Source organism: Variovorax sp. PCZ-1 (assembly GCF_018413605.1).
Lineage (GTDB): Bacteria > Pseudomonadota > Gammaproteobacteria > Burkholderiales > Burkholderiaceae_C > JANMDU01.
Map to the genome: position 1 here is coordinate 1 of NZ_JAHCDN010000010.1, position 4,075 is coordinate 4,075.

The 4,075-nt window shown below is 48.5% G+C and carries 5 protein-coding genes; 4 read left to right on the plus strand and 1 reads right to left on the minus strand.

Going from position 1 to position 4,075, the window contains the following annotated elements:
- A partial coding sequence (locus KIH26_RS16775; protein ID WP_213446841.1) for a DUF4148 domain-containing protein occupies positions 1 to 182 on the minus strand: 182 nt, incomplete at its 3' end.
- 155 nt (positions 183 to 337) lie between these two features.
- Here KIH26_RS16775 and KIH26_RS16780 point away from each other — a divergent pair.
- From KIH26_RS16780 to KIH26_RS17050, 4 genes are read left to right on the plus strand one after another with little or no spacing between them, the layout of a single operon-like run.
- A complete protein-coding gene (locus KIH26_RS16780) occupies positions 338 to 1,051 on the plus strand; it encodes a heavy metal response regulator transcription factor (RefSeq protein WP_213446842.1) in 714 nt (237 codons plus the stop codon).
- The gene (locus tag KIH26_RS16785; RefSeq protein ID WP_213446843.1) at positions 1,044 to 2,375 is read left to right on the plus strand and encodes a heavy metal sensor histidine kinase; all 1,332 of its coding nucleotides are present in this window, start codon (positions 1,044 to 1,046) and stop codon (positions 2,373 to 2,375) included. Before KIH26_RS16780 ends, KIH26_RS16785 begins: the two co-directional genes overlap by 8 nt.
- On the plus strand, positions 2,372 to 3,148 hold the full coding sequence (locus KIH26_RS16790) for a helix-turn-helix domain-containing protein (RefSeq protein ID WP_213446844.1): 777 nt from the start codon (positions 2,372 to 2,374) through the stop codon (positions 3,146 to 3,148). The genes KIH26_RS16785 and KIH26_RS16790 overlap by 4 nt, the downstream gene beginning before the upstream one ends.
- Before the next feature lie 26 nt (positions 3,149 to 3,174).
- On the plus strand, positions 3,175 to 4,068 hold the full coding sequence (locus tag KIH26_RS17050) for a sterol desaturase family protein (protein WP_213446845.1): 894 nt from the start codon (positions 3,175 to 3,177) through the stop codon (positions 4,066 to 4,068).
- Positions 4,069 to 4,075 lie beyond the last annotated feature (7 nt).

The following is a 4,075-nucleotide window of genomic DNA, read 5'->3' on the forward strand; positions in this document are numbered from 1 at the left end:
ATGGCGGCTTCCAATTCCGAAACGACTTCAGCGCGAGTTTTGGTGCTCTTGAAATGATCCCAGTGAATGGTGTAGCCAGCATCTGTATTTGCTGGATGATAGACGGTAGAAGCCATGCTGACGACAGGCAAGGCCATGAAGGTAGCAAGGATGGCGAGTGAGAGAGTGGAACGAACTTTCATGATGACTACAGTGGTAAGTAATATCTCCAACATCTGCAGGAGACCCGTGCGACATTGCACTGGAATGAACTTTACGCAACTGACTCAGTCAAACCACTGTCAAAAGAATGACAGTTTCGTCATATTCCAAAGCTAAAAATTTCACCAAGCATCGTATGAAAATTTTGATTGTTGAAGATGAGAAGAAGCTGGCACAGTACTTGTGTCAGGGTCTTACCCAAGAGGGCTATCAAGCTAATGCAGTTCATAACGGTATTGATGGCTTGCACGAGGTGACGACCATGCCCTATGACTTACTCATCTTGGATGGAAATTTGCCGGGTATTGACGGCATGGGTGTACTTGCAGCACTGAGGCAAACACACCAACTACCCGTCTTGATGTTGACCGCCCGTAACAGCGTAGAAGACCGTGTGCGAGGTCTTACCGCAGGTGCAGATGACTATCTGGCCAAGCCTTTTGTGTTTTCAGAGCTTCTTGCGCGTGTACAAGCCTTGCTACGGCGTAGCAATCCATCAAGGCAACAAAGTTCGACAACCGAATATGTGGTGGCTGATTTGAGACTGGATTTTGTCAAACGCAAAGCATTTCGCCAAGACAAGCGCCTAGACCTGAGTTCAAAAGAGTTCTTGCTCTTAACGGTTTTGATGCAACGCAGTGGAGAGATCATTTCTCGCACTGAACTTGCGCAGCAGGTTTGGGATATGAATTTCGACAGTGACACCAATGTCGTGGAAGTTGCAGTCAGACGCTTGCGCCTGAAGGTAGATGAGGGCTTTGAATCTGCCCTGATTCACAACGTGCGCGGTATGGGATATGTTTTAGAGCCGCGCATTGCTCAATCTGCTAAGGCTACGCCTCATGCCTGAATTCAAAAGTCTAAGTAAGCGCCTATTGGTTTGGCAAATCTTGTTGTCGGTAACTTCACTGACAGCGATGTGTGTGGTCGTTTACCAATTCCTTGCTCTGCAATTGGATGCCAAGCAAAGCACTGTAGTGCGACAGAATTTAGCGATCATTGAGCATTTGGTTGCTGAAGCGGATCAGCTTGGATCAACGGCTGAGTTGGTGCATAAGCTCACTGATCTACTGAGCGTGAAAACGGACATTGGTATCAGCATACAAGCAGCGCAAGGGGGAATCGTTTTCAACAAGGAACGCAGTTTTGAAGCGAACTCCTTGTTGAAAAGTGAAAGATTCGATATCCCCACCAACCGATGGGGTGCTGTCAGCGTTGATCTGTCTTTGGACATCAGTTCTGACCGTAAGCTAAAAGAGCAGTTTGCTTGGCTGCTTATCGCATTGTCAGTGCTTGGCTCAATGCTAATTGCTTCGGCGGGTTACTGGATCAGCCGCTCTGGTCTCAGACCCCTACGCCAGCTAACACAACAAATACAAGGCCTGTCGATCACTGACTTGCATGCTCGTTTGGATGCTTCGGTTCAGCCACAAGAAATTCAAGGACTCGTCACGCAGTTCAACAGCTTGCTTGTACGCTTGCAGCATTCATATGAGCAAATGGAACACTTCAATGCCAACGTGGCACATGAGCTAAAAAATCCCATCGCTAATCTGATCACATCACACGAACTTGCGTTGCGCTCTCAGGGCATGACAGAAACGCACAGTGATTTTTTGGCTTCTAATTTAGAGGAGTTATTACGCATATCGGGCATCGTCAATGACATGTTGTTTTTGTCGCGAGCCGATAGCGGCATACTAGCGCGAACGCAGTGGGTTGAAAGCATCGCTTCGCTAGCTCAGTCTGTCGCGGACTACTACGATGCAAGTGCAGAAAATGCTGATGTGTCCATAGTTGTTGTAGGTGACGTTCAAGCCAAGGTGGACGCTGGGCTGTTCAAACGCGCGCTTTCCAATCTCCTGTCTAACGCCATCCGTTATGCGGACAAGCAATCCACAATTCAAATCAACATACAAAAGACCACTAAAGCAAGCGACTGGGCAAGCGTAAGCATCATCAACTCTGGAACCCCAATTTGTGCTGCTGATCTTGATAAGGTATTTGAAAGGTTTTTCAGAAGCAACACAGCCAGAGAGAATTCGCACAATCATCACGGCCTAGGCTTAGCCATCGTCAGTGCGATAGCTAAAATGCACGGTGGCTTGGCTTATGCGCGATCCCAAGAAAGGTTTGTGGAAATCGGCTTTGAGTGGCCATCAAATGTCTCATGACCATCCATTCTTTGCATTCCTCTGTTTCCGATTTACACGCTGCTTGGCGTGGCAGGATGGCCATAGATATAGGTTGGGGATGGTTTCAAGGAAGCATCGGCGACAATCATCCACATGCGCATCACGCGCTACAAATCGCATTTGCAGATAAACCGATTTCTGTATGGACACCTGAATCTGAATGGAATTCTCATCACGGCTTTATCATTGGTTCTAATCAACTGCATCAGCTTGCAGCCGATTCAAGCAAGGCGATGTTGATCTATGTTGAGCCTGATTCTCATGCGGGGCGGCTTATTCAGAAACGTATGGCAGGTCAGCCGTTGGTCGGACTCCAATATGATGAGCAGCATAAATTGTCGGCCTTAACCTCAGTGCTTGAGTCAGTCGCGTTCAATGCATGTATTGAATCAAGTTTTTCCATGTGCGATCATCAGCACGTGCCGCGAGAACTCGACGTATTGATGTCGCAAGTTATTCAAACTATTCAAGACAGAACCGATGGAGGCTTCCAAGCTCATGAATTGGCTAGTCAATCGAGCCTATCACTGAGCCGATTTCAGCATCGTTTCAAACAACACACAGGTCTGGCAGTGAGGCCCTTTTTGCGTTGGAGACGATTGCTGCTAGCGATGACCCATATGCAAGCGGGTCACAGCATGAGTGACGCGGCATATGCGGCTGGATTTTCTGATGCAGCGCATATGAGCCGCACCATGCGTCGGCACTTCGGGATCAGTCCAAGAGATGTCGCCGCTTTGCTGGCTACTTAGCTCAATCATTCAAGACAAAGCTCTCAGTGCGCTTTATTCTTTACGCCATTCATTTGAATGGAAAAATAAACATGCGCCAAGTTGTTCGATACACCGCTTACCCAGTTATCGCAGGAGGTACCCTCTTGCTCATGCTGACGCTAGCAGCCAAGGGAATCCACTTCTTACAGTTTTCGTCCATCCTTTTGCTCGCAGCCATCTCGTTAGTTGCCATCATGGAGCGCATCAATCCCTATGAGCAAAAATGGAACCAAGATCATGCCAACGACACAAAGGTTGATGCAGTGCATCTCGTCGTCGGCTACATCCTGACTCAGACTTCTGTTGGCATCGGGTTTGGACTGCAAGCCTTGCTGGGGCATACCTGGGGCATCTGGCCGCAAACGTGGCCGTTGTGGCTACAGGTCTTGCTGGCAGGCGTAGTACTCGATTTGGGTCTTTATCTTATGCATCGGGCAAGCCATGCATCGAGTGCTTTGTGGCGATTGCATGCAATTCATCACAGTGCGGAGCGACTGTACTGGCTCAACGGCGGTAGACGACACCCCGTGTCAGCACTCGTGCTTGCAGGGCCTAGCCTCATACTGCTCATGCTACTTGGAGTGAATCCACTGGCGTTAGGCATCTGGATGAGCTTCATGACCATTCATCTCGCATTTCAACACGCCAATCTTGATTACACACTCGGGGTATTCTCAAAGTGGCTGGGCATCGCTGAAATGCACCGCTGGCATCACAAGCGAGAATTTGAAGATGCGCAGGTCAATTTTGGTGAAGTATTCCTGCTGTGGGATCACTTGTTTGGCACGTTTCATCATGCAAAAACTGGTCCTCGATCAGGCGAAGTAGGCTTGCGTCACGAGACAATCAATAACTCATATTGGCAGCAGCTTAAATGGCCTTTCTCGCGTATTCGCTAACGCTGTC